The organism is Flavisphingomonas formosensis, assembly GCF_009755815.1.
Taxonomy (GTDB): Bacteria; Pseudomonadota; Alphaproteobacteria; order Sphingomonadales; family Sphingomonadaceae; genus Flavisphingomonas; species Flavisphingomonas formosensis.
Genome location: NZ_WRPK01000011.1, coordinates 34,765 through 57,393 on the forward strand (window position 1 = coordinate 34,765; position 22,629 = coordinate 57,393).

The 22,629-nt window shown below is 63.6% G+C and carries 23 protein-coding genes; 12 read left to right on the plus strand and 11 right to left on the minus strand.

The window, feature by feature from the left end; translation table 11 throughout:
- Positions 1-60 precede the first annotated feature (60 nt).
- Both GQY20_RS25235 and GQY20_RS25240 read left to right on the plus strand, forming a co-directional pair.
- Positions 61-1,188 (plus strand): cupin domain-containing protein, encoded by a 1,128-nt coding sequence (locus GQY20_RS25235; protein ID WP_157219936.1) that lies wholly within the window; start codon positions 61-63, stop codon positions 1,186-1,188.
- 181 nt (positions 1,189-1,369) lie between these two features.
- Complete coding sequence (locus GQY20_RS25240; protein WP_157219937.1) at positions 1,370-2,281, plus strand: fumarylacetoacetate hydrolase family protein; 912 nt, start codon at positions 1,370-1,372, stop codon at positions 2,279-2,281.
- Positions 2,282-2,473: 192 nt separating this feature from the next.
- On the opposite strand, the gene GQY20_RS25245 is transcribed toward GQY20_RS25240, so the two are convergent.
- Both GQY20_RS25245 and GQY20_RS25250 read right to left on the minus strand, forming a co-directional pair.
- The gene (locus GQY20_RS25245) at positions 2,474-3,478 is read right to left on the minus strand and encodes an acyltransferase (protein WP_157219938.1); all 1,005 of its coding nucleotides are present in this window, start codon (positions 3,476-3,478) and stop codon (positions 2,474-2,476) included.
- A gap of 222 nt (positions 3,479-3,700) precedes the next feature.
- Positions 3,701-4,624: a LysR family transcriptional regulator gene (locus GQY20_RS25250; RefSeq protein WP_157219939.1), complete on the minus strand. Its 924-nt coding sequence runs from the start codon at positions 4,622-4,624 to the stop codon at positions 3,701-3,703.
- 132 nt (positions 4,625-4,756) lie between these two features.
- Between GQY20_RS25250 and GQY20_RS25255 the strand changes: the two genes are divergently transcribed.
- Positions 4,757-5,311, plus strand: coding sequence for a hypothetical protein (locus GQY20_RS25255; protein ID WP_157219940.1), 555 nt, complete (start codon positions 4,757-4,759; stop codon positions 5,309-5,311).
- 754 nt (positions 5,312-6,065) lie between these two features.
- Here the strand turns inward: GQY20_RS25255 and GQY20_RS25260 are convergent.
- Positions 6,066-6,512, minus strand: coding sequence for a hypothetical protein (locus GQY20_RS25260; protein ID WP_157219941.1), 447 nt, complete (start codon positions 6,510-6,512; stop codon positions 6,066-6,068).
- A gap of 189 nt (positions 6,513-6,701) precedes the next feature.
- Here GQY20_RS25260 and GQY20_RS32285 point away from each other — a divergent pair, with 189 nt between their 5' ends.
- From GQY20_RS32285 to GQY20_RS25300, 9 genes are all read left to right on the plus strand, one after another.
- Positions 6,702-7,007 (plus strand): transposase, encoded by a 306-nt coding sequence (locus GQY20_RS32285; RefSeq protein ID WP_198351197.1) that lies wholly within the window; start codon positions 6,702-6,704, stop codon positions 7,005-7,007.
- A 2-nt stretch (positions 7,008-7,009) separates the two neighbouring features.
- Positions 7,010-7,375 (plus strand): hypothetical protein, encoded by a 366-nt coding sequence (locus GQY20_RS32290; RefSeq protein ID WP_198351198.1) that lies wholly within the window; start codon positions 7,010-7,012, stop codon positions 7,373-7,375.
- A 544-nt stretch (positions 7,376-7,919) separates the two neighbouring features.
- Complete coding sequence (locus tag GQY20_RS25270) at positions 7,920-8,360, plus strand: hypothetical protein (RefSeq protein WP_157219942.1); 441 nt, start codon at positions 7,920-7,922, stop codon at positions 8,358-8,360.
- 552 nt (positions 8,361-8,912) lie between these two features.
- The gene (locus GQY20_RS25275; RefSeq protein ID WP_157219943.1) at positions 8,913-9,320 is read left to right on the plus strand and encodes a hypothetical protein; all 408 of its coding nucleotides are present in this window, start codon (positions 8,913-8,915) and stop codon (positions 9,318-9,320) included.
- A 615-nt stretch (positions 9,321-9,935) separates the two neighbouring features.
- Positions 9,936-10,289 (plus strand): DUF2185 domain-containing protein, encoded by a 354-nt coding sequence (locus tag GQY20_RS25280; RefSeq protein WP_157219944.1) that lies wholly within the window; start codon positions 9,936-9,938, stop codon positions 10,287-10,289.
- 165 nt (positions 10,290-10,454) lie between these two features.
- Positions 10,455-10,904 carry a hypothetical protein gene (locus GQY20_RS25285; protein ID WP_157219945.1) on the plus strand — a complete coding sequence of 150 codons (450 nt, stop codon included), beginning with the start codon at positions 10,455-10,457 and terminating at the stop codon, positions 10,902-10,904.
- A gap of 187 nt (positions 10,905-11,091) precedes the next feature.
- Positions 11,092-11,979, plus strand: coding sequence for an ATP-grasp domain-containing protein (locus tag GQY20_RS25290; protein ID WP_157219946.1), 888 nt, complete (start codon positions 11,092-11,094; stop codon positions 11,977-11,979).
- 402 nt (positions 11,980-12,381) lie between these two features.
- The gene (locus tag GQY20_RS25295) at positions 12,382-12,789 is read left to right on the plus strand and encodes a transposase (protein ID WP_198351199.1); all 408 of its coding nucleotides are present in this window, start codon (positions 12,382-12,384) and stop codon (positions 12,787-12,789) included.
- A 66-nt stretch (positions 12,790-12,855) separates the two neighbouring features.
- Positions 12,856-13,377, plus strand: coding sequence for a hypothetical protein (locus GQY20_RS25300; RefSeq protein ID WP_198351200.1), 522 nt, complete (start codon positions 12,856-12,858; stop codon positions 13,375-13,377).
- Between the two features lie 72 nt (positions 13,378-13,449).
- Here the strand turns inward: GQY20_RS25300 and GQY20_RS25305 are convergent, their stop codons facing one another.
- The 8 genes from GQY20_RS25305 to GQY20_RS25340 all read right to left on the minus strand — a co-directional run bounded on the left by GQY20_RS25305 (position 13,450) and on the right by GQY20_RS25340 (position 22,538).
- On the minus strand, positions 13,450-13,785 hold the full coding sequence (locus GQY20_RS25305; protein ID WP_157219948.1) for a hypothetical protein: 336 nt from the start codon (positions 13,783-13,785) through the stop codon (positions 13,450-13,452).
- 97 nt (positions 13,786-13,882) lie between these two features.
- Entirely contained in the window at positions 13,883-14,290 is a 408-nt protein-coding gene (locus tag GQY20_RS25310) for an acyl-CoA thioesterase (protein ID WP_157219949.1), read from the minus strand.
- On the minus strand, positions 14,287-14,820 hold the full coding sequence (locus tag GQY20_RS25315) for a MarR family winged helix-turn-helix transcriptional regulator (RefSeq protein WP_157219950.1): 534 nt from the start codon (positions 14,818-14,820) through the stop codon (positions 14,287-14,289). Before GQY20_RS25315 ends, GQY20_RS25310 begins: the two co-directional genes overlap by 4 nt.
- A gap of 164 nt (positions 14,821-14,984) precedes the next feature.
- Positions 14,985-17,291: a bifunctional salicylyl-CoA 5-hydroxylase/oxidoreductase gene (locus GQY20_RS25320; RefSeq protein WP_157219951.1), complete on the minus strand. Its 2,307-nt coding sequence runs from the start codon at positions 17,289-17,291 to the stop codon at positions 14,985-14,987.
- A gap of 90 nt (positions 17,292-17,381) precedes the next feature.
- On the minus strand, positions 17,382-18,551 hold the full coding sequence (locus GQY20_RS25325; protein ID WP_157219952.1) for a pyridoxal phosphate-dependent aminotransferase: 1,170 nt from the start codon (positions 18,549-18,551) through the stop codon (positions 17,382-17,384).
- A 12-nt stretch (positions 18,552-18,563) separates the two neighbouring features.
- Positions 18,564-18,929, minus strand: coding sequence for a nuclear transport factor 2 family protein (locus GQY20_RS25330; protein WP_157219953.1), 366 nt, complete (start codon positions 18,927-18,929; stop codon positions 18,564-18,566).
- 7 nt (positions 18,930-18,936) lie between these two features.
- On the minus strand, positions 18,937-20,145 hold the full coding sequence (locus tag GQY20_RS25335; RefSeq protein ID WP_157219954.1) for an NAD(P)/FAD-dependent oxidoreductase: 1,209 nt from the start codon (positions 20,143-20,145) through the stop codon (positions 18,937-18,939).
- Between the two features lie 122 nt (positions 20,146-20,267).
- Positions 20,268-22,538: a TonB-dependent receptor gene (locus GQY20_RS25340; protein ID WP_198351201.1), complete on the minus strand. Its 2,271-nt coding sequence runs from the start codon at positions 22,536-22,538 to the stop codon at positions 20,268-20,270.
- Between the last annotated feature and the right edge of the window lie 91 nt (positions 22,539-22,629).

Here is a 22,629-nt window from a genome sequence, read left to right on the forward strand (position 1 = left end):
TTGACAGGGCGGCGCAACATATTTTAAGCCTATAACAACTGGAGCGGAAGGACGCGGCTGATGGCGACCCAGAGCTACGATCAATATCGCGAGGAGGTGGCCGGCCGGGCGAACGTCGCCGACACCGCCGAATTGCGCGACTATTACCGGGATCTCGAAAGCCAGCATGCCGGCGCGCTGTGGACGGTGGCGAACAAGATCGAGCCGTGGGAGCCCGCGTCGGATTCGGTGCCGGTGGTCTGGCATTATGACCGGCTGAAGCCCCACGTCCTGCGTTCGCTGGATCTGGTGACGCCGGAGCAGGCGGGCCGCCGCGTCGTCTATCTCGCCAATCCGGGGCGCGAGGCGGTCACCGCCGCGGTCGGCTGGCTCTATTCCGGCATCCAGGTGATGGGGCCGGGCGAATGCGCGTCGAGCCACCGCCATTCCGCCTCCGCGCTGCGCTTCATCATGGAGGGATCGGGCGCCTTCACCAATGTCGATGGGCACAAGATGACGCTCGGCCGCAACGATTTCGTGCTCACCCCCAACGGCACCTGGCACGAGCATGGCGTGGCGGAGGAGGGCACCGTCTGCCTCTGGCAGGATGGGCTCGACATCCCGCTGATGAACGCGCTGGAGGCGAATTTCTACGAGGTCCATCCGGATCTGCAGCAGGCGATCTCCTTTCCGATCGACGATTCCACCATGAAATGGGGCAATCCCGCGCTGCGCCCAGCGGGCGAGAGCTGGTCGAAGCGCTATTCGCCGCTCCTCAAATATGAGTGGGAGCCGACCTACGAATCGCTCCAGCGCTATGCCCGCGTCACCGACGGCTCGCCCTATGACGGCATCCACATGGATTATGTGAACCCGCTGACCGGCGGCCCGCCGATGATGACGATGGGCGCCTCGATGCAGCTCCTCCGCCCCGGCGAGCACACCAAGGCGCATCGCGAGGTCGGCAGCTTCGTCTATCAGTGCGCCAAGGGCAGCGGCCATTCGATCGTCAATGGCAAGCGGCTCGACTGGAAGGAGCGCGACATATTCGTCGTCCCCTCCTGGATGTGGCACGAGCATGTCAACGGCTCGGCGAGCGAGGATGCCTGCCTCTTCTCCTTCCACGACCTGCCCGTCATGCGCGCCCTCGGCCTCTACCGCGCCGAGGCCCTCGCCGAAAATGGCGGCCACCAGCCGATAGTGGATTGAAGATGAACACGATCCTCCCCGGAACGGGGAGGGGGACCATGCGCAGCATGGTGGAGGGGCTCGCGCCGGCGACGGACGATTCGTATGCAGTGAGCGGAACCCCTCCACCGCGCTACACGCGGTCCCCCTCCCCCTCTGGGGGAGGATGAAAGAATCCCCCCAATCCCGAGAAAGGACCCCCATGCGTCTCGTCACCTATCGCGCCTCGATCGAGGCGGAAGCGCGCCTCGGCGTGCTCGCCGGCGATCTCGTCGTCGACATCGCGAAGCTCGGCGCGCGCGCCGGCGTGCCGCTGCCTTCGCGCATGCTCGATTTCATCGATCTCGGCCCGGTCGCCCTCGCCGAGCTCAAGGCGCTGATGGAGGAAGCGAACGGCCGCTGGCCGGTCGGCGGCGCGCTGCCGCTGGTCAATGTCACGCTGCTCGCCCCGATCCCGCGCCCGCGCAAGAACATCTTCGGCATCGGCCTCAACTATGTCGAGCATGTCGAGGAAAGCGCCCGCTCGCTCGATACCTCCAAGGATCTTCCGAAACAGCCGGTGATCTTCTCCAAGCCGCCGACCACGGTGATCGGCCCGGGCGATCCCGTCGTCCACAACGCCGCCATCACCCAGCAGCTCGATTGGGAGGTGGAGCTCGGCGCCGTGATCGGCCGCACCGCCCGCCGCGTGATGACGCAGGACGCGCTGAACTATGTCTTCGGCTACACCGTGCTGATCGACATGAGCGCCCGCGACAATCGCCGCGCCGGCCAGTGGATCTATTCCAAGGGGCAGGACAGCTATTGCCCGATGGGCCCCTGCATCGTCACCGCCGACGAGATCCCCGATCCCCAGACGCTGGACCTGTGGCTGACCGTCAACGGCGTCGAGAAGCAGCGGTCCAACACCCGCTACATGCTGTTCAAGGTCGATTATCTGATCTCGGACATCAGCCAGGGCATCACGCTGGAGCCGGGCGACATCATCGCCACCGGCACCCCCGCCGGCGTCGGCGCGGGCCGCGATCCGCAGGAATGGGTGTGGCCGGGCGACACCATCGTCGCCGAGGTGACCGGCATCGGCACGCTGCGCCACCCGGTGGTCGCAGGCTGAGCCCCCTTCATCCTCCCCCGCAAGGGGGAGGGGGACCGTCGAAGGCGGTGGAGGGGCCCCCGCTCACGCCCAAAACGCCGTTTGCCGTGCACGGAAGCCCCTCCCCCGCGCCGCGGAATGACGTCCCGCCGGCCTCTGCCTCCTCGTCATCCCGGCCCAGCAAATCCTACAGCCGATCGGCTCGCGGCCCCCTCAGCTGACCACCCGCCGGAATATCTTCGATCGCGACAGGACGATGCTGATCGCCAGCCCCGCCGCAAACGCCGCAAGCGAGTTGGGAAGTATGAAAACAGCCATCGCGCCCGATATCGCGAAGGCGATCCACAAGAACAGCAAATGGCTGGTATAGACGCCGAGGCTATATTTCCCCAGCGTGGCTATTTTCTCGACGATGCCGGAATTCGGCAGCGAAAGCGCCAGGAAGAAGCAGAATATCCCCAGCGGATAGGTCATCAGCGCAAAATCGTGGCTCGAAAAATCGGCATGGGTTTGCGCGCCGATCCAGACTTCCTCGCAATAGAGCGCCAGGAGGCTCGCCGCGATACCGCCGAGCGAGACGAGCGAGCTCAACGTCAACGATCGCGCGCGGATCGCCGCACCGAGATACACGAACAGCGGCGCGACCATGATGCCGCCGCGCGAGGCGCTGCCGTGCAGATGAAGCACGTCATGATAGCTGCCACGCGCCAGGCCCACCGCCGCGATCAGGGCGCAGACGATTCCGGTCACTCGCCATCTTACGACGGGAAGCCCGACGGCGACCAGAACCATCGATATGCCGAGCGCCGGCAGGAACCAGAGGTGAAATGCCGGTCCCCCCATCACTATGTCGCGAAGATGAAAGGCGCTGGCATGGCCGGGGATCAGGGCCGCGGCGACATAATAGACCGCCACCCAGAAGACATAGATCGGCAGCAGCCGGATCATCGGCTGCACGACGATATCGGGCGTCAGCCGATCGCGCTGCTTGATGAAGAAGCCGCTCGCTATGAAAAAGAACGGGACGGCTGCCCTGAGCGGCAAGGAAAATATCTGCAGCGTCATATGGAGGCGATCCTCGTCGCCGAACTGAATGGCGTGGAGGACGATCACGAGAAACGCCATCGCCGCCCTGACGGCATCGATGCCCGAAAGGCGCTGGCTTCCCTGGCCCGAACGCCTCGCCTCGTCACCCTGGCGCTTCAATGCGGCCGTCATCGTGCCCCCGTCCCCTGTGCCCCGGGCAAGGATAAAGCAGTTTGACCTCCATTCAACGGCAGAATCGGGACCGGGGATTAGTAGATGCCATCTGCGTCAGTCGGCCAAACTCCGCATCTCACGCCGGTCGATTGACCGAAAGCTGCTTCGATGTCGCCCGCTCCCCTACGTCTTGATCGCCGATCCGCCGCTCCGGCCATCGGCCAGCCGTAAGCGTGCCCGCTAACCACAGGTCCAGACCGGCGGCGTCCCGATCGTCTCGCGCAGGGCGGTGCTGACGATCCGCAGCCGCGCCGAGGGCTGGGCGAGGGCGCGCAGCAGCCATACGCCTGATGGCTCCGCATTCCATGGCTCATCCTCCAGCGGAAGCCGGATCAGCTCTCCAGCCTGCACGTCCGTCCCTATCACCCAGTCTGGCAGAAAGGCGATCCCGATGCCGGCGCGCGCGGCAAGGCGCATCGCCTCGAAATCGTCGCACCGAAACACCGCCGGGCCGATCGCCGCCGCCCCGCCGGCCGTTCGCCCGACGTCGCTCCAGCCCAAGAGGTCGGCACCGTGCAGCTTGTCGATCAGCCGATGCTCGGCAAGCTCCGCCGCCGTGCCGGGGCGGCCGGATCGGGCGAGATAGTGCGGGCTCGCGATGAGCAGCCGGCACTGGTCCGCCAGCTTCGATGCGATCAGCGTGCTGTCGGCAAGCCGGCCGATGCGGATCACCGCGTCCAGCCGTTCGAGCACCGGATCGGCCAGCCGCTCGGTCAGGTCCAGCTCGATCGTCAGGCGCGGATGCTCGGCCATCACCCGTTCGATCGCGGGGATCACATAGCGTTTGCCGAAGGTCGGGAAGCAGGCGAGGCGGAAGGTGCCGGCGATGGCGCCGTCGAACGCCGCAATCTCGGCATGGGTGTCGGTCAGCTGGTCGAGCAATGGCTGGGCGCGCTCGAACAGGCGCTCGCCAGCATCGGTCATGGTCAGCGCCCGCGTCGATCGGATCAGCAACGGCACGCCCAGCGAATGCTCGAGCGCGTCGATCTGCCGCACGATCGCGGACGGCGTCTGCCCGCGGCGTCTGCCCGCGCCCGAGAAACTGCCCTGCCGCACGACATCGACGAACACCGCGAGATGCTCGGCAAAGCGGGGATCCTTCATGCGCGCTCCATCTTTGCCAAATGCGCAAAGCCGTTAGCAAAACAGCGTGCGTTATCATCGCGCGCCTGTCGAGGCATCTCCGGGCCACCGCAGAGACGCTCCCGTCTCCCGCAACGCTCAAGGACCAAGACGATGAAAATACTCGACCAGATCCTCTCCCAGTCCGCCTACACGCATGAGATCGCGGTGCCTTACGCGCAGGTCGATATCGCCGACTGGCTGTTCACCCTGCCGGAGGCGGAATATCTGCGCTGCTGCGCGCCAGATCATATCGCGGCCGGCGTCACCACCACGGACGATGGCCGGCGCATGTCGATCAATGTCGAGATGATCGGCACGGGCCTTGTCGTCCAGCACTATGTCGCCGAGGAAGCGACGCCGCATTATGTGCGGATGAATTCGATCTCGGACGTGTTCACCGCCAATGGCCGCACCCAGGTCAACGTGCTGTGGGAATTGATCGCCGAGGATGCCGGCGACGGCCGCACCCGCTACACCAATCGCGTCACCGCGCACCCCACCGACGCCTTCATGGCGTTCCTCGACGAACATGGCATCGCCTTTGCGGACGCCGCCGCGGCACGCCAGGCGGCCGGCAGCGACCATAATCGCCGCGAAACGCCGATATTCGCCGAAAGCATCGCGCGCCGCGCGCTGGCCCGCGCCGGAACGGAAATGGTGCTGTGAAGCTGAGCCTTCGCCGATCGCTCCAATGCGGCGGCAGACCAAGCGCCTATGGCAAGCGTTCCTTCTTCATCCTCCCCATCGAAGATGGGGAGGGGACCGCGTGTATCGCGGTGGAGGGGAAATCCGCGGCCGATCATAGAGGCGTTCGCTTTGTCATCGTTCGCTATTGCTCCTCCCGAGCGGAACTCGGAAGGATGGGCTGTACTCCTGAGGCCCGATGCTGCGGTTCCGGTTTACTAACCACATCTGGTGCGTCATCTATCATGCCAGATGATTCAGAAGTATGATCGATTTAGTAATATCGAACGGTAACTCCCCATGGGAGGATTGAGTTGGGATGGCAGTGGAGAAGTCGATGCGATCAGAGCATCTTACAGCGCTTATGGTGCTATCCGTTGCGGCGATCCTCGGTTTGATAGCAACGGGATATTCTCGTTTTCTATTCCTCGTGATGCCCTTCGTTGCTCTGTTCCTTTGGGCTCAGCGTAAGCGGAACCGGATACGTAACGTTGAATCCGATATCTGTTTGCCCAACGGGCGACGCTGAGAGCGGAAAGGCCGCAAATGCGCGAATTCGGGGCAATGAGTGTATATGGCAAACCGGCGCTGTAATCAGAAGCAAGCGGGGTGGGTACCCAGTGTAAGTTTTGGCAGCTGGGCAGCTTGGACAAGATACGGTCTCACCAACCTTCCGCTTTCGGGTTGCTTCAGAAAATCGGCTGAAGGGCCGGAAGGTTAGGCGAAGCGGACAGCTTCAGTAGGTTTCGTCGCGCTTGTGATATGGCCGAAGTCGCCCAAGCCGTCCGGCCAAACTGTGGGGGAGCCGTGTTTCAAATTGCCGAACCTGATTGGCCGCATAACCATCGCCCAGCTTAGCGCCCAACCTGAGCCAGCGACGGTACCCATGCATATCTCTGCTGTTGAAACAATGCATCGCAAGGTGTTGAGCGGCGCGAGCATTCCCAAGTGAAAATGCTCGATAATACAGTCCTGCAGGCGAAAAGCTGTCTGCCTGCGCCCCCAGTCTTCCGGGCCATTTGTCAGTATCGCAGAACCAGCAGGCAAGGTCGATCATGGCTTCTGTATGGCGCCGCATCGCCAGATGCCACAAAATAGGCGCCCAACGTCCTGGCTTATGCTCCTCGCGAATTTGCATGGCCTTGAGGTATAAACGCTCGGCTCGGTCTGCGGCATTCGTCATGCCCAATTGATGACAGGCACATTTGACGCCCGCAATAGAGCGGTGTCCCGAATGGCGGATTACAGGAGATCCCCGAATGGCTGCCGTGGCTGTCGGTCGCCAAACTTGTCCAGCGGCCTAGTCGGCCATCGCCCAGCTGGGAATTACGGTGCCAGTTTACTAAATGCCTCAATGGGGCAAGCGCTGGTAATGGCTCGTCTCCCTCGCCTCGTGCTGCCGGGTTATCCCCATCATGTGACGCAACGCGGCAACCGGCGCTCGCAGACCTTCTTCAAGGAAGCGGACTATGCGCTGTACCGCGATCTGCTGGCGGAGGCGGCGGACAAGGCCGCCACGGAAATCTGGTGCTGCCTGATGCCCAATCATGTTCATCTCATTGTCGTGCCGAGCGACGACGGCGGGCTGCGCCGGACCTTTGCCGACCGTATACCGGCTTCATCAACGCCCGCCACCGCTGGACCGGCGATCTCTGGCAAGGCCGCTTCGGCGCGGTAATGATGGACGAGGCGCATCTGGCGCATGCGATGCGCTATGTGTCGCTCAATCCGGTACGGGCGAAACGCGTCGAGCGTGCGCAGGATTGGCGCTGGTCGAGCGTGGCGGCCCATCTTGCGGGCAAGGATGACGCGCTCGTTCGGGTGGAGCCTGCCCTAGAGCGCTATGGCGACTTCGCAGACTTCCTCGGATCGCGGGGCGACCATGCGGAGGCCTGGCGCGCTCTGCCGCGATCAGAAACCTCGGGTCGTCCGCTCGGTGCCGTCGAGTGGATAACCGTGCTGGAGGCGAAGACCGGTCGCATTCTGACGCCGCAAAAGCGCGGGCCGAAGCCGAAAGATCGGTTATTTGGTAAAGTGGCACCGTAATGCATGCCTTACCGTGCGGCGATGGCTACGGCATCGCCGCACGGCGGGAAGCGCCCCGATTACGGCAGTGGACAGCCGAACCCGCTTCCGCATAAATACCCCCCGCTAGGTGCATGCGAAGGGATGGCAAGTTGCTCTATGGCGTTATCCTGACACTTCCCTGCATTGCAATGCTCTTATTCCCGAATCGTCAAGTTAGCCGTGTAGAAGAGCGTATGGCAGCCGGTGACGACCGATTCTTTGAGGAACAACGCACCTATCGGTCCTATCCGCATCTACGGAATGCGCGCGTTGTCCGCCTCTTAGGGGCGATCGGGACCATCTGTGGTGTGGGTTACTGCCTCATGCAGATTTACGCGAAGTAAGGTCCGCTTCTTTCGATCATCGCGCCAAATGCTGCTCGAGAGCAAACCACCGATTCCTTGCCGGCCGGCACGGCCACGGAGTCGCCAACAGGAGCAGCGGGAAGCCCAAGCTACGCCATTGCGTGTCCAAAACTCGATCTCCCATAGCCTGCATCGGCAAGACCGCATAATGAGGGCCAATGGACGTGCTTCGCCTACGGTTCAGACCTGACGATGAATGGCTCGGCGAGCTCACCGCCTCGGTATCTGCTGAAGGCTTTTCCGCCGTTGGTACGGCATGGTTTTCTAAAGACGATCTCCGCAAGTTTGCTGAGAGCCTGTCCGCGTTTCCGCTACCTGAAGAGGTGCCACCCTCCATTTCAGGCGGCCTAGGTGCAAACGAGACAAATCCGCCGCAGGAGGTGGTCGCGATAAGGTTCGAGCCGCATGACGCGCGCGGAATGGTGAGAGCCACCGTGCGCTTGGCAACCGAGATTTGGAACGGCAAGGAGCGCGATCTGAGCAAGGAGGCCACTATCCGTTTCATCGTAACCTACGGCGATCTGGCTCGATTTGGCCCTGCTATGCGTGACCTGATCGAGGGGCTTGCCGCCGAGGCGGTACTTACGTCTACACCCTGATCGCAGCGGCAGTTCCGCCCATTTCCAGACGACCGCTCGGGCTATATGCTATCGCCATGGAACATTTTTGGCTCCGCTGGCGAGGCGAATTGCGGGCAATTCTCATCCTCGGGGCCCTTTTGGTTCTGTTCGTCGGCGTGGTGGCCTTCAGGCAATCGGGGCCGTCGGTTGTAGAGACGGGAAGAGTGCTTCGTTTCGGCAGCTATGCTACCGATCTTGGCGACCGTCCCACCGTCGTCGTAGTGACCGCCGACGGGCATGAGACTACTGTTGTCGCGACACCCGGCTCGTTGACCCACTGTTCTTCCGGATCCAATATCAGGTTAATTAGGAGGCCGCACGGTTTGAGCGTGGCCCCAGTTGGGTGTTGGTAGCCTACGAGACGGGGAGGCCCGGAGTGTCCGCCTTCCACCATCCCTTGCCGTCCGGCGCCGGGCGCCGTGTCACGGCGAATGGCGCGAAGCGCCCAGACTTCAGCCGTTTAGCGGGCAGCGTCACTTGCCCGGAAGCTGCCTTTCGTTCAGCTTCTCGGGAGGCAGTTGGGAGAGTGGCGTGGGAAGATTGACCATCCATGATTTGGACGATCGGGGTGTTCTCGCTTTCGACGTGCGTGACTTACTTCGTGCCCTCGCTCCGGCGTCCTTGGTTGCAATCTGGACTATCACAACGTCTGATGATGAGCCTTTCAAAGCTACAGGCGCGGGGGGATTGCGCCTTGAAGGGCTGGCGGAGGTGTCCGGTCAGGTGACCGGCCACGAACTTCTCACCATCGCGGATGACACGGTGCAAGTAATCTGGGGCGACTTCGTAGCCGCACAGCCCGACGAGCCGTACAAAGAATGGCTAACCATACGAGCGGTTGATAGCTCGTTTTTTGAGGTGGAGACATCCGACGAAGCCGCCCTTGCGGTGCTCAAATTCCGTTTTCGCGATGTCCGGGTTTCGGAGAACTCAAAGTGAAAACGCTCGGATCGCTCTTCACCATTCACGGTTGTTCGCTGTCTGCAAAGCAGCCCACGAAAGCAGTCTGTCGGGAGGTGCTCATTTGCGGATATTGCATGGATGTGCTCTGTTGACGCGATGAAACGATGTAGTTGCGCGTCGGCTAAGATCGCCATGCTGGTGGCGGTATCGATCCTGAATGGCTGTAACCGACCCATCTCTGATCCAAAGCGACTGGCAGCAGTCCGGGCAGAGGCTCTGTCCCTTATGAAGACCCAGGCTCCTAGCGAGATGACCGGCTGGAAAATTATCCCCAAGGAACAATGGCCACCGATAATTTCCGGCCTTCACCCTGAGCATGTCACGGTTCACACTTGGGGTGTAGACATTCTCACCAAACCATATTTCGATGGCGGCTATGGCTATGAAGTACCGCGCAGCAAAACGGACCTACCAATGCCTGCATCTTGTTACTCCGAGCCAAGCCAAGGTGTGTTTTGGTACGGCCCGTGCTGATGGCAGCTTCCCACTTTATCCTTGTCGTCCGGCGCCGGGCATCGCGTCACTAAGGGGAGCGGCGGGGAGCGCGCACTTGCGGACGTTGGGACGTAATGGCACTCTGAACCCGCTCAGATGCTGGAGAAGAAAGTGCTCGGAAAGATTTATAAGTTAAAGGCTCATGAAATCGCGCCGATCGCCCTCGGTAGGGGCGGATGTCTCGCCACAGACCGAATAACAGTTGACGGTGAAAAAGTTGGCTACATGTACCGAGAGGCATCTACGAGAGCTGAGGATAGTGGCTGGCGCTTCTTTGCTGGAGATGAAAATCAGGACTATATGAATGATCCGCAACGTCACGGTGTTTATGATGTAAATACAATTGTGAACTACGATCCTGACGTGCTGCCTCTCCTTGACAACGAAGCAGGCAGCAGATTTGAGCGCGACGCTAAGGGCGTGTTGCGGCGGCTAAGAGACGACGAGTGAAGGGCTGCTCTCCACCACTTTCACCGCTCGCGGTGCGGCACCGATCAGCCGAGCGCGACGTAGGAAATCGCCCGTAGTTAGCCGTTGGCTGCCGGTCTCGCGATCCTGATTGCCGACGCTAGTGGTTCGCGCTAGCTCCCAGTCCATTCACTGGTGGGAATGAACATGCTTTCACTTCTAGTATGGGCAACAATCTCGGCAATGCCAGTATCAACAGACCCGCAGCCTTATGGATTAGGTACATTTTCCACATCGGAAGGGGCTAAGCGCACAATCCTTAAACTGCTTGAGGCAACAGATAAGCAGGACGATGTTGCTTATGAAAAAATCGCGCGTGGTATGCTCATCATGCTTGCGCCAGATTTCGGCATGCCCATGAACCGGGCGAAATTTGCGGAAACTTTGAAATATTGCACCAATCGGAGGGTAATTAGCGCGGAGCCTTTTCCGAAGATGCCACGAGCGCAATCCGTTCGGATCACGATGACATGCCGTGAGAAGGAACTGTCCGAACCAAAGGAAGTTGTCGCGGATTTTATGGCTGACGATGAACACGCATTCATGGTGTTCCCAGGCGGTGTGGCGGCAATCTGGCCTCAATCAAAGCCTCGCTAGCCGAGATAGGAATAGTCGGCCACCAAAGCCCATGTCTGCTTACGCCGGTTGCGATGGCGATAGGAGACTATCTGCAATCTACCATTTCTCGCCTTTCCGGTTCGTCGGACAGCGACCCGCGGCGGACGGACTGGAATCGCCTAATAGCGAACCTTGCTGATTGCGACGAACACCGCATAGTGGCTGCATGCCTACACCGTTCGCCATCTTCTGCGCCGACCCACTCGATCCTCGCTCTGTCGAGCCGGATTTTGCCAACGAGGTCGAGCCCGCCAGATCAACTGGCTTCAATACAGTGCGGCTGGATCACGATAATCTCGATAGACGAGTTGATCCCACGAGCGCATTACGCAAGACTCGCTTCGATGAGGCCGGAAAGGCTGTTTACCGAGGCTGGATGCTGAGCACTGATGCCTATGCCGCTCTCTTCGCTGAGCTTGCAAAACGTGGAATCTTTCTCCTGACGACGCCGGAACAATACACCGCCTGCCACCATGCGCCGGGATCCTATGCGCAACTTGCGCAATGGATGCCCGCCACCGCTTGGCAACAGCTCGATGAACTCGATGATGCAGGACAAAGGCAAAGAATCCTTGCGCAGTTCGGCGCCTCTCCGCTTGTCATCAAGGACTGGGTGAAATCACAGGCATCCGGATATTGGCGTGAAGCCTGCTATATAAATGACGCATCCGACACCGTTGAAGTAGATCGCGTCGTGAGCCGCTTTAGAGAGCTTCAAGGCGAAAGTATTGTCGGCGGCATCGTATTCAAGAGCTATGTGCCGCTACTCCCGATTGGCGGGCCTGCCCATGAATATCGCGCCTTCATCGTTGACGGGCAGATCGTTGGTTGCTGGCCTCGATCCGACGCAGCGAGTGCGCTCGGTCCGCCCCCGCAACACCTTCTGCAAAGCGTTGCGGAAAAGCTGCCCAGCCCATTTGCGTCGGCGGACTTCGGAAGGGATACCCACGGGCGCTGGTGGTTGCTGGAGGTTGGCGATGGACAAGTTTCAAGCCTTCCAACGCTGGACGCGGCTACTGCCATTTTCAACGCCCTCGCGGCTGCGTTGAGATGACCGCTTCCCACTATCTAAGACATTCCGCCCTGATCTAGTGCATGCCGGCTCGCGACCGGCCAACTCGTCGAAGCGGGCAGCTATGAGCTTCGCACACTTGCGCGTGAGCTATTCGACTCTCTCGCCGCCTTGAGGCCGGCCGCGCGGCGAGCTAAATCCGTGGCGAAGCCCGTCCGTCTAGTGTCGGACAGCTTAGCTGCCTGCGCTGGCTCAATCCCACCTTCGGGTGGGGCCCAGCGGGCGGGCTTCACTGCGGCCGCCACGTCCCCAGCGGACACACGCTCTTCAGCATCCGCGACCGATCCCACTGCGGCTTATAGATCGCCTATGCGCAGCCGAGCTGCTATTACGGTGACATGTGGAAAAACTCCTAAACTTGTCCGATAGGGCCAGGGAGGGGCCATGGCCAGACTGCCTCGCGTCGTCCTTCCGGCCACCCCGCATCACGTGACCCAGCGCGGCAGTCGCCGCGAGCGGACCTTCTTCGAGGATGGCGACTGCGCGCTGTATCTCGACCTTCTGTCGGAAGGAGCGGCCCGATCGGGGGTAGCGGTCTGGTCCTATTGTCTGATGCCGAACCACGTCCATGTCGTCGTGGTGCCGCGAGACGAGGATGGACAGCGGCGCATCTTCCGTTACGTCCACCGTCATTACGCCGGCTACGTCAACACGCGGATGCGGGTGACCGGCCACCTGTGGCAGGGACGGTTCAGCTCGGTGGCGATGGCCGCCGCGATCACCATGGCTGTGGGCCTGGGCTCGCGCGCGATCGTCAATGCAATCGCCCGCCGGGGTCGGCGTCGCCGTTAGCGCCCACCGGCAGGGGTTGCGCGTCCGGTTCCACGTGATAGATTTTTGCCTATGCTACTATATTTCGTGGCCTTGGCCCTTGCCGGTGCAACGTCACAAAGCTGCAGCCTGGCACGGGTCGATCATTGCGTCTTCATGGCGGAACTTATTGTCCGGAAGGATTTCCAGCGGGAACTTCGCCGTTTTCTTGGCCGGGGAAAAGAGAGCTGGACGGTTCCCGACGACGATAAATTTGATCAGGTCATGCTCACGCTGTCTGCTTCGAGTGCGGCACCGGTCACATTCGACGATGGGATCATCAGCCTGGGTGGGTGCTATCCCCATATCTGCACGCAAAGAGCACAGGTCTTCTTCTCGCCTTCCGGAGAAATAAAGGCCGTAGCGCTTCTCTATCACGAATGCGGAACGGAGGGCTGTTCGGGGGACGAGGATTTTACGCTGCGGATCCTTGTCCGGCAAAGGTTGCCGCAAGTTGAGGAGCATGCCCGACAATGGGCGCAGAGCGAGTTTAAGCGTGCCGCGGATATGTATCCGGACTTTGGTCCGTATAAACTGGCCAAGACGGTCGTGCAGATCATGCGGGATTGAACGTCCGATTTCCTCCGCCTCGCGCCGTGCAACAGGGCGCTGACCATATTTGCGACAGACGCTGCATCCTTCTCAGTCGGGTTGTTGCGAAGGACGCGCCGTTTCAGGCTGATAGTCTTCGTTACCGACGAAGCCACCACCCTTGTCCGACACTTCGGGATGGATCGCTCTCAAAGCGCAGTCGAGTTTTTTGTAATCGATCGAAGTAGAAAACCACGCTTCGACCCGCGCATGTCTGGCGTCGGCGCCACGCGCGACCGCTGTCGTGAGGCCGCAAGCGCGGAGATGACGAGCCATATTGTGCGCCTGTGACGCGGGCACCGTCACCGAAAATAGTTCGTTGGCGAGCGCCGGCTCCGCAGCAATGCCGAAGAGAGCAACAGCCAGACCGATTTCGCGCTTAGCCATGCTGTCGGCTAGCACGATCCGCCGCGAATCCCCTAAAACTCATCTCGTGACGTTCAACCCGGCGCGCATGAGGCTTCACGCTGCCCGCCCAGTCCCCCTACGCCGCCTCAGCCGCTGCCACCGGCCGCATATCCGCCGGCCACGCCACGGGCCGGCCGGTCTTCAGGTCCATGCACACCAGTACCACGGCGATGCGCAGGCGCGTCTCGGCGCCGCAGCGCACCTCCACCGCCACGTCGGCGGAGCTGCGGCCGACGCGCGTCACCTCGATCCGGAAATCCAGCACGTCGCCCAGCCGGCTGGGGGCGAGGAACTCGGTCTCCAGCTTCACGGTCGGCACGCCCAGATGCCGCTCCAGATGCATGGTGGCGAAATCCACGCCCACCGCCTCGGCGAAATAATCCTCCACCGCCGCGTTGAGCATCTCGAAATAGCGCGGGTAGAAAACGATCCCGGCCGGATCGACATGGGCGAAACGGACGGTCTGGCGCGTAACGAATGTCATTCCCTCTCCCTTCCGCCGGCTCCGCCGGTTTCGTTGGCTTCATCGGTTTCGTCGGCTTCGCTATCCTCGGCCGCGATCGATGCCTTGACCGTGGCGAGCAGATCGAACAGCGCGCGCAGGTCGGCATTGGGCACGCCGGCGAACATGCCCTTGATCCAGGCGTGGTGCGCCGCCGCCAGCTCGGCGAAGTGGCTGCGGCCCTCCGCGGTCAGCGCGACGATCGACGATCGGCGGTCGCCTTCCGGCGAGCGCGTCGAAACCAGCCCCGCGCCTTCCAGCTGGCGGACCAGCGCGGTGACGTTGCCGTTGGAAACGAGCAGCGCGCGCGAAAGCTCGCCCATCGTCACGCCGTCCGGATGCCGCTCCAGGGTGGCCAGCACGTCGAAGCGCGGCAGCGTCGTGTCATATCGATCGGCGAAGCGCCGGCGCAGCCTCTTCTCGATGATCGTCGAGCAGCTCAGCAGGCGCAGCCAGACGCGCACGTCCATCCGCCCGGCCAGCTTCCCGTCATGTTTCTCGCGGATCGCCATTATCGGTCCCCTCCACCGCCCCTTCACGCTTCGAGCACATAGCCTCGTCGTCCTCGAACTGATCTTCACCGTAGGGCGAAGTCGCGTCTGTGCGCGGGGGCGACGGAAGAAGGTGCATCACCCTTTCTGTCAATCCGAAAGCGTGCACCCACGGGCGCTTCCCCTCATGCCGCGTCCGCGCGCCGTGGCAAGGTGCGGGCGAGCTGCGCCTGGCCGAGCGTGTAGAGCGGCGGGATGGCGAGGTCGCGATAGCCGGCCTCGGCCGCGGCGCGCAGCGTCCAGTGCGGATCGGCGAGGTGCGGCCGGCCCAGCGCCACCAGGTCGGCCCGGCCTGCCGCCAGGATCGAGTTGACATGGTCCGCCTCGAAGATGTTGCCGACGGCCATGGTCGGGCAATCCGCCTCGTTGCGGATCCGGTCCGCGAACGGGGTCTGGAACATGCGGCCATAGACCGGGCGGGCATCGGCCGAGGTCTCGCCCGAGGATACGTCGATCAGGTCCGCGCCCGCCTCGCGCAGCGCGGCCGAGATGCGCACCGCGTCGGCAGGGGTGATGCCCGCTTCGCCCACCCAGTCGCTGGCGGAGATGCGTACCGCGATCGGACGCTCCTCGCCCCAGGCCGCGCGCACCGCGCGCACCACCTCGGCCGGGAAGCGCAGCCGGTTCTCCAGGCTGCCGCCGAATGCGTCCTCGCGCCGGTTCATCAGCGGGGTGAGGAAGCTGGAGAGCAGGAAGCCGTGGCCCGCCTGGATCTCGATCATGTCGAAGCCGGCGTCGCTTGCCCGCTTCGCCGCGGCGGCGAAATCGCGGCACACCCGCTCCATCTCCGCGCGGCTCATTTCCGCGGGCGTCTGGCCGGCCGGGCGATAGGGCAGGGCGGATGCGGCGATCAGCGGCCAGCCGGCGCCCTCGGGCAGCGGCCGGTCCGGCCTCAGCGCGTCGGCCTGGGTGGCGCCGCGCGGGCCGGCATGGCCCAGCTGCACGCACATCCGCGTCTCGCCCTGGGCGTGGACGAAATCGGTGACCCGGCGCCAGGCGGCGACATGCGCCTCGTCATAGAGGCCGGGGCAGGCCGGGGTGATGCGCCCGTCCGCGCTGACCGCGGTCATCTCGGTGACGACCAGCCCGGCGCCGCCCAGCGCGCGCGCGCCATAATGGACGAGGTGGAAGTCGCTCGGGCTGCCGTCCGCCGCCGCCGCATAGGTGAGCACCGGCGACACCACGACGCGGTTGGCGAGGCGCAGGTTGCGCAGCACATAGGGGGTGAACATCGGCGGTGCTGGTGCCTCGGTGCGGTTCAGCCCGGCGCGGGTCGCGAACCAGCGCTCGATATGCTCCAGCCATTTCGGATCGCGCAGCCGCAGATTCTCGTGGCTCACCCGCTGCGACCGGGTGAGCAGCGAATAGGCGAACTGCTCCGGCGCGAAGCCGACATAGCGATCCAGCGTCTCGAACCACTCGGTCGAGTTGCGCGCCGAATTCTGGATCTTGAGCACCTCGACATGGCGCTCGGTCTGATATTCGGCCAGCGCCGCGGCCATGCCGGCGCGGTCCGCGATCGGTGCGCGGCTCATCACCTCGGCCAGCTTGATCGCGTCTTCCAGGGCCAGTTTCGTGCCCGATCCGATCGAGAAATGCGCGGTGTGCGCGGCGTCGCCGAGCAGCACGACATTGTCGAACGACCAGCTTTCGCACAGCACCCGGCGGAAGTTGATCCACGCCGCAGATCCGCGCAGATGGCCGGCATTGCTGAGCAGCGGCTCGCCCTTCAGGTGCCGCGCGAAGATCCGCTCGCAGGTGGCGATCGCCTCGTCCTGCTCCATCCGGTCGAAGCCGAGGCCGGCCCAGGTCGCCTCCGAACATTCGACGATGAAGGTCGATCGCGTCTCGTCGAAGCGATAGGCGTGCGCCCAGATCCAGCCCGCCTCGGTCTCCTCGAACAGGAATCCGAACGCGTCGAACAGGCGCGGCGTGCCGAGCCACATGAACTTGTTCGCCCGCGTCTCGATGTCGACGCCGAAGCGGTCCTCATGCGCGGCGCGGATGCGGCTGTTGATGCCGTCCGCGGCGACGATCAGGTCATAGTCGGCCCAGGCCGACAGGTCGGCGGAGAATTCGGTCTCGAACTCTAGCCGGACGCCCAGCTCGCGCGCGCGGTCCTGCAGGATCTGGAGCAGCCGCTTGCGGCCGATGCCGATGAAGCCGTGCCCGCCCGATCGCTCGACATGATCGCCGATCACCACCTCGATATCGTCCCAATGGGCGAATTCGGCGGCGATCGTCCTGGCGCTCACCGGATCGTTGGCGGTGAGGTTGGCCAGCGTCTGGTCGGAAAAGACCACGCCCCAGCCGAACGTGTCGCCGGCCTTGTTGCGCTCCACCACGACGATGTCGTGCGACGGATCGCGCAGCTTCATCGAAATCGCGAAATACAGCCCACCAGGGCCACCACCCAGACATGCCACCCGCATGCGGCGCCTCCTCATTTGCTTTAGGCTTAAAGCATTTCAACGCAGGTGGCAACCGGCGGATTCGTGGCCTCCCCCGGGGTGAAGGAAAATTCAGAGCGCGTTGAACAGCCGCGACATCCGGTCGAGCGCGGTCTCGATCCGCTCCGCCGATTCCGACCCGAAGCACAGCCGCAAATGCCCCTCGCCGCCGGCCCCGTAGAAGCTCCCCGCCTCCACCACGACATGCGCCTCGTGCAGCAGCCGCTCGGCCAGCGTCTGCGATTCAAGGCCGGTGCCGCTTATGTCGGGGAAGGCGTAGATCGTCCCTTCCGGCAGGGCGCAGCGCACCCCCGGCATCTGGTTCAGCCGCCGCACGACGAGGTCGCGCTTCGCCCGGTCGTCCTCCACCATCGCGGTCATCGGCGCGCTCGGCCCCGTCACCGCGGCGAGGCCGCCATATTGGATGAAGGCGTTGACGTGCGTCACCGCGCTGGTCGAGACCTTGACGAGCCCCGGCATCAGCGCCGCGTCCGCCACCGCATAGCCCAGTCGCCAGCCGTCCATCGCATAGGCCTTGGTGAAGGCGAACAGCGAGACGGTGCGCTCCTTCATCCCCGGCAACGCGGCGACGCTCACATGCTCCGCGCCGTCGAAGGTGATATATTCATAGACCTCGTCCGACACGACGACGAGATCGTGGCGGATCGCGACCTCGGCGAGACCGGCCAGTTCCGCGCGGCTGTAGACGCGGCCCGTCGGGTTGGCCGGATTGACGATCACGATCATCCGCGTGCGCGGCGTCACCGCCGCTTCGATCCAGTCGGCCCGGATCGCGAAATTGGCCGCGGCGTCCAGCGGCACGGTGACGATGCGGCCGCCCGCCATTTCGATCTTGCCGACATGCTGCGGATAATAGGGATCGAGCAGGATCACCTCGTCGCCCGGATCGATCAGCGCCATGAAGGCGGCGAAGCTCCCCTGGGTCAGGCCGTTTGTGACGAGGATCTCGGACGGATCGGCCTCGATCCGGTTGAAGGCGCGCAGCTTGCCGGCCAGCGCCTCGCGAAAGGTGCGCTCGCCCATCATCTCGCTATAGTGGACGTGGCCGGCGTTCAGCGCGTCCACCGTAGCCTGCTTGATATGGGCGGGCGTGTCGTGGATCGGGCGGCCGAATTCGAGATGGACGAGATCGACGCCCTGGGCGGCGAGGCCCAGCGCCTGCTCGTACATGCCGTAGCTCTTGCGCGACGTGCCGGTGACGCGGCGGGACAGGGCGACCATGGCAGGCTCCGTTCAGACCGACAACGAGACGACGCGGAGGAGGGCGATCCGGCCATCCTCGACGACGGCATAGGCCATCGCTTCCTCGGCGGCCTGCTTGCCCTCGGCGACGACATGGGTGCGGCAATGGACGAAGGCGCGATCGGCAGTGGCGAAGCCTTCCTCAACCGGGAGGACCATCGCCACCTCCTCGCAGCGCGCGGCGATGGCGGCATAGTGGCTCGCCAGCGCCGCGGGTCCGGTGGCACGCAGATTGCCGTTGACGATCAGCCGGCCATCGGCGGTGTAGAAGCGTGCGAAATTCTCGGCCGTGAGCAGTTCCGGCGTGCGCATCGCCTCGTTCCACCAGGCGAACATCTCTTCGATCAGGTTGGGCATAGCGTCCTCAGGCGTGGGAGCGGCGCGTGTCGAGCCAGTCGAGCAGCGGCGCGAAATGGGGATAGAAGCGGCTGAGCCGGGATTGCAGCCGCGCGGTGGAGCGGGCGGCATCGCCGAGCACGGTCACCGGCGGACGCTCGCCGCCCAGCGCATAGCGGCCCACCGCCTCGCCGACGACGGTCGAGAGCGCGATGCCGCGGGCGTTGCACGCGGTGGCGGACAGCACGCCGCCATCGACCACCAGCGTCGCCGGCAGCCGCGTCGCGGAGAGCGAGCTGTCGCCCCACCAGAGATATTCGATGCGCGGCACGCCGGGCAGGCGCAGCTCGCGCGCGAGGCGCCGGGCCATCGCCCGGCCGGCCCGCTCGCCAGAGACGCCGGCCGCGTCGAGCGCACCGGTGATCAGCCGCCCGTCGGCGTCGAAGCGATAGGTGAAGAGGTTGCGCCGGGTGTCGGACAGGCATTCGCCGCGCTGGAACAGATGCGCGCGCCAGCTCGCCGGCAGCGGCTCGGTGGCGCATTGCCAGACGCGCAGCGGTACGATGCTGGCGGTCATGGGCGGGACGAGTTCGGAGGCAAGGCCGTTGGTGCAGACCACGACCTTCTCGGCGATCAGCTCCCCCTTGGAAGTGCGGATCAGATAGCGGCCGGCGCGCCTTTCGATGGCGAGCGCCGCGGACTGCTCGTGGATGCGCGCGCCGCGCGCGATCGCCGCATCGGCAAGTCCACGGCAATAGCGCAGCGGATGCAATGTGCCGCCGGTGGGTGCATACCAGCTTCCGGCATAGCCGCGTGCGCCGGTGCGTATCTCCGTCTCGGCGGCATCCAGCAGCTCGCCCGGAAAGCCGAGCGCGGTCCACTGCTCGGCTATCGCGCGCACGCGGGCGAAGGCTCCGGCGCTGTGGGCGGGGTGATACCAGCCGGTCTGGCTGGCGTCGCAGTCGATGCCGAGCGTGCGGATGCGATCGAACACGGCCTGGGCCGAGCCGCCCGCCAGCTGCAGCGTACGATCGGCATCATCGCCGATCCGCTCGCGCACTTCGGCGGGCGAACCCACGCTGAAATGCGGCACGACGAAGCCGCCCGGCCGGGACGAGGCGCCTTCGCCAATCTCTCCCGCTTCCAGCACGACCACCCCGGCACCCTGCTCGGCAAGCGAAAGAGCGGCCGAGGTGCCCATGATGCCGGCGCCGATCACCGCTATGTCGGTGCGCATGCGGCCTTCAAGCGCGGGCGACAGGTTTCGTTCGCCAGCAGTGGCCCACCAGAGATTGTGTTTTCGTTCTTGCATGGATCACCGGGGGCCGGCCGCCACTCACGCAGCGGCCGGGGAGGAGCTCAGAAGCGGACGGTCGCCTGGACGCCGTAAGTGGCCGGATCGCCCAGGAAATCCTGGGATGGGAAGATGCCGCCCCAATTGTCGTAGGAGGCGCTGACATAGAGCTTGTTGAGAATATTCTTGCCGAACACCGCAAGCTCCCAGCGATCCTGCTTGTCGTGGATGCCGATGCGGCCGTTCAACAGCCAGTAGCCGTCCTGCGAGTTCTGGCCGCGATTGGCGAGAGAGAAGTAGACCTTGCTGCGATAGGATGCGTCGCCGAGGATGTAGACGCCCCAGCTATCGCCGCCGATCGGCGTCTCCCAGCGGGCCTGGCCGCTCGCGGTCAGCTTCGGCGCGTTGGCGAGGCGGTTGCCGGTATAGTCGTCCGATCCCGGTGCTGTATTGAACTTGGTGATCTTCGTGCTTTGCCAGTTCGCGCTGGCGCGGAACTGCAGGCTATCGGTCGGCCGGAGCTGCGCCTCGACCTCGCCGCCATAGACGCGGGCATTGCCGGCGTTGGAGAGGGTGATGACGTTGATGCCGCTGCGGATCTCGGTCACCATTGCCTGGAAGTTGCGCCAATTATTGTAATAGCCGGCGGCGTTGAGAGTGAGCTTGCCGCCCATGAGGGTGGATTTCACACCGGCCTCATAGGCCCACACCGTCTCGCCGCGGAACGGCGCCACCTCGTCGGGATTGAACGCGATCGCCGCCTTGAAGCCGCCACTCTTGAAGCCCTTGCTGGCGCTTGCGTAGAGCATGAGGTCGCGATCGACCTTATAGTCGATGCCTACTTTGCCCGAGACGTTGCTCTGGTTGACGTGGTTCTTCACCAGCCCGGCCGGTGTCGGCAATGTGGAATCGCCGAACGGATCGAGATCCACCGCATCGTAGGTGTAGCGCTTCTCGTCCCGCGTGAAACGCAGGCCGCCCGTCAGCTTCAGTTTGTCGGTGAGCGCGTAGGACAGCTGGCCGAACGCGGCGTAGGCCTTGGTGGTCTGCACGTAGCTGGTGTCGACGCGGGTGTGGAAGATGTGATCGTCGAGCGCCTGGAGCGCGTCGCCGGCGATGCGATCCCACGAATAATAGAGACCGCCGACCCAGGTCAGCGGGCCATTGCCTTCGGAGGAGAGACGGAGCTCCTGCGTGAAGGATTTGATCTTGTCGGTGAACAGCGAATCCAGCTCGATCAGGGCTGCACCATCGGAATCGTCGCCGGACCTGCGCTTGAAATGGTTGTAGCCGGTGATCGACGTCAGTTTCGCGCCGCCCAGATCATAGCCGACATTGAGCATCACGCCCTGGCCGCGGGAATCGGATTTGACGCCGTAAAGCGAACTGTCCTGGACGTGACGGCGGTTCGGATCGGTGTCCGAATAGCCGAGGAAATCGACGCACTGCGATTCGTCGCGGTAGCCGGCAAGTGCCGGGGCGCAATAGCCGCCCGCGCCGAACGCGCCGGCATAATAGCCGATATGCTCGCGCTGCTGGACGTCCGAATGATCGTAGACGTAGGTGCCTTCGAGATGGACGGTCAGCCGCTCCGTCGGCGTCCAGAGCGCCTGGGCACGCAGCGCGACATTGTTGACCTTGCCGATATGCTGTCCGGTCAGGTCGTTATATTGCCAGCCGCTGCTCTGCTGCACGGTCTTGCCGGAAAAGCGGACGGCGAGAGTGTCGGTCACGCCCCCACCGAATGCGCCCTCCAGTTCCTTGCGGCCGTAACGCGCATAGGTGCCGGTGAAATAACCCTGAAAATCCTGCGTCGGCTTGGCGCTGATGAAGTTGATCGCGCCGGCTGTCGTGTTGCGGCCGTAGAGCGTGCCCTGCGGTCCCTTCAGCACCTCGACTCGTTGGATGTCGAACATCTGGAAGGACAGCATCGGCGTATAGGGCAGAATGACGTCATCGAAATAGATGCCGACTTCGGGGTTGTTGTTCGAGAAGGTGTCGTTGAGGCTGAGGCCTCGGATCGAGAAGACCGGGTTCTGATCGCCGCGCGATCCGGTTACGAACACCCCTGGCGACAGGGTGGCGATATCGGCGGGCGTGGTCGCGCGGAGATCCTGAAGCTGCTTGCTGCCGAAGGCGTTGATCGAGATCGGCACGCTCTGCACCGTTTCGGCGCGCCGCTGTGCGGTGACGACGATCTCGTTGCCGAACTGGGCGTCGCCGGCCGACTCGGCCGCGGCCGTCTGGACGGGTGCGGACTGCGCCTGGGCGCCTGCGGCGCTGCAAAGGGCAATGACGGAAATTCCGGCCGAGATGGCCGCTCGCATGCAGATCATGGTGGTCTCCCCGCTTTTCGGCCGCGTCGAGCGGCTCGGCGTTCGCCACCCTTCATAGCGCGAAAATTTTTGGATCCAATATTCAATATCC

What these genes read in the sequence shown, in the direction of transcription:
- GQY20_RS25235 (WP_157219936.1), top strand. Translation starts at nt 61, where the DNA reads ATGGCGACCCAGAGCTACGATCAATATCGCGAGGAGGTGGCCGGCCGG.
- GQY20_RS25240 (WP_157219937.1), top strand. Translation starts at nt 1,370, where the DNA reads ATGCGTCTCGTCACCTATCGCGCCTCGATCGAGGCGGAAGCGCGCCTC.
- GQY20_RS25245 (WP_157219938.1), bottom strand. Translation starts at nt 3,478, where the DNA reads ATGACGGCCGCATTGAAGCGCCAGGGTGACGAGGCGAGGCGTTCGGGC.
- GQY20_RS25250 (WP_157219939.1), bottom strand. Translation starts at nt 4,624, where the DNA reads ATGAAGGATCCCCGCTTTGCCGAGCATCTCGCGGTGTTCGTCGATGTC.
- GQY20_RS25255 (WP_157219940.1), top strand. Translation starts at nt 4,757, where the DNA reads ATGAAAATACTCGACCAGATCCTCTCCCAGTCCGCCTACACGCATGAG.
- GQY20_RS25260 (WP_157219941.1), bottom strand. Translation starts at nt 6,512, where the DNA reads ATGACGAATGCCGCAGACCGAGCCGAGCGTTTATACCTCAAGGCCATG.
- GQY20_RS32285 (WP_198351197.1), top strand. Translation starts at nt 6,702, where the DNA reads ATGGCTCGTCTCCCTCGCCTCGTGCTGCCGGGTTATCCCCATCATGTG.
- GQY20_RS32290 (WP_198351198.1), top strand. Translation starts at nt 7,010, where the DNA reads ATGGACGAGGCGCATCTGGCGCATGCGATGCGCTATGTGTCGCTCAAT.
- GQY20_RS25270 (WP_157219942.1), top strand. Translation starts at nt 7,920, where the DNA reads ATGGACGTGCTTCGCCTACGGTTCAGACCTGACGATGAATGGCTCGGC.
- GQY20_RS25280 (WP_157219944.1), top strand. Translation starts at nt 9,936, where the DNA reads ATGCTGGAGAAGAAAGTGCTCGGAAAGATTTATAAGTTAAAGGCTCAT.
- GQY20_RS25285 (WP_157219945.1), top strand. Translation starts at nt 10,455, where the DNA reads ATGCTTTCACTTCTAGTATGGGCAACAATCTCGGCAATGCCAGTATCA.
- GQY20_RS25290 (WP_157219946.1), top strand. Translation starts at nt 11,092, where the DNA reads ATGCCTACACCGTTCGCCATCTTCTGCGCCGACCCACTCGATCCTCGC.
- GQY20_RS25295 (WP_198351199.1), top strand. Translation starts at nt 12,382, where the DNA reads ATGGCCAGACTGCCTCGCGTCGTCCTTCCGGCCACCCCGCATCACGTG.
- GQY20_RS25305 (WP_157219948.1), bottom strand. Translation starts at nt 13,785, where the DNA reads ATGGCTAAGCGCGAAATCGGTCTGGCTGTTGCTCTCTTCGGCATTGCT.
- GQY20_RS25310 (WP_157219949.1), bottom strand. Translation starts at nt 14,290, where the DNA reads ATGACATTCGTTACGCGCCAGACCGTCCGTTTCGCCCATGTCGATCCG.
- GQY20_RS25315 (WP_157219950.1), bottom strand. Translation starts at nt 14,820, where the DNA reads ATGGCGATCCGCGAGAAACATGACGGGAAGCTGGCCGGGCGGATGGAC.
- GQY20_RS25320 (WP_157219951.1), bottom strand. Translation starts at nt 17,291, where the DNA reads ATGCGGGTGGCATGTCTGGGTGGTGGCCCTGGTGGGCTGTATTTCGCG.
- GQY20_RS25325 (WP_157219952.1), bottom strand. Translation starts at nt 18,551, where the DNA reads ATGGTCGCCCTGTCCCGCCGCGTCACCGGCACGTCGCGCAAGAGCTAC.
- GQY20_RS25330 (WP_157219953.1), bottom strand. Translation starts at nt 18,929, where the DNA reads ATGCCCAACCTGATCGAAGAGATGTTCGCCTGGTGGAACGAGGCGATG.
- GQY20_RS25335 (WP_157219954.1), bottom strand. Translation starts at nt 20,145, where the DNA reads ATGCGCACCGACATAGCGGTGATCGGCGCCGGCATCATGGGCACCTCG.
- GQY20_RS25340 (WP_198351201.1), bottom strand. Translation starts at nt 22,538, where the DNA reads ATGATCTGCATGCGAGCGGCCATCTCGGCCGGAATTTCCGTCATTGCC.